This is a genomic window from Blastomonas sp. CCH1-A6 (assembly GCF_001556365.1).
Taxonomy (GTDB): Bacteria; Pseudomonadota; Alphaproteobacteria; order Sphingomonadales; family Sphingomonadaceae; genus Blastomonas; species Blastomonas ursincola.
Genome location: NZ_LSIS01000015.1, coordinates 1 through 560, shown reverse-complemented (window position 1 = coordinate 560; position 560 = coordinate 1). Strand labels below are relative to the sequence as shown.

2 protein-coding genes are annotated in these 560 nt (G+C 61.4%); both read left to right on the top strand.

Going from position 1 to position 560, the window contains the following annotated elements:
* A partial coding sequence (locus tag AX735_RS00460) for a hypothetical protein (RefSeq protein ID WP_231749967.1) occupies window positions 1–244 on the top strand: 244 nt, incomplete at its 5' end.
* Window positions 241–560, top strand: a 320-nt coding sequence (locus AX735_RS00455) for a DUF4326 domain-containing protein (RefSeq protein ID WP_082750844.1), incomplete at its 3' end; no start/stop codon positions are given. The genes AX735_RS00460 and AX735_RS00455, both read left to right, overlap by 4 nt.

The window sequence follows — 560 nt, the reverse complement described above, 5'->3', positions numbered from 1 at the left end:
GGAGTGCGTCATGACCGAACAGGATAAGCCGCGTTGCCAGTCTTATCGCGAGCGTGAAACCATCTGCGCCGACGGCTTCATTCAGCGCACCTATTGCAGCGGTAATGTCGGATGCTTTCACTGCGGCGCGATCAGCAACCGCTATTTGCCCGCGTGCCTGACCGACGACATCCCGCCCCACATGGCCCGCGATGATGGTTCGCCGCTGTATTATCGCCACCAACCGAAAGGCCCCCCCACATGACCGAACAGGATAAGCCGCGCCGGGTTCAACTGCGCCGCACCAAAGGCTGGCGGATGCCGCCGAACACGGTGAAGGTCGATCGCACGACTAAATGGGGCAACCCGTTCGTGATTGGTGGCGGTCCTATGGGCCGGGCTGCGCTCGATCTTGAAGGATGCGTTGGCTTCTTTCGGCAGATGCTTTCCGATCCAGAGATGCGCGCTGCCTGCGGCTATCCCGACGACCTTGAGCCGTTGCGGGGCAAGAACCTGGCTTGCTGGTGCGCTGGCAAGGACTGCCATGCCGACGTGCTGCTTGAGCTTGCCAACGCAGATGA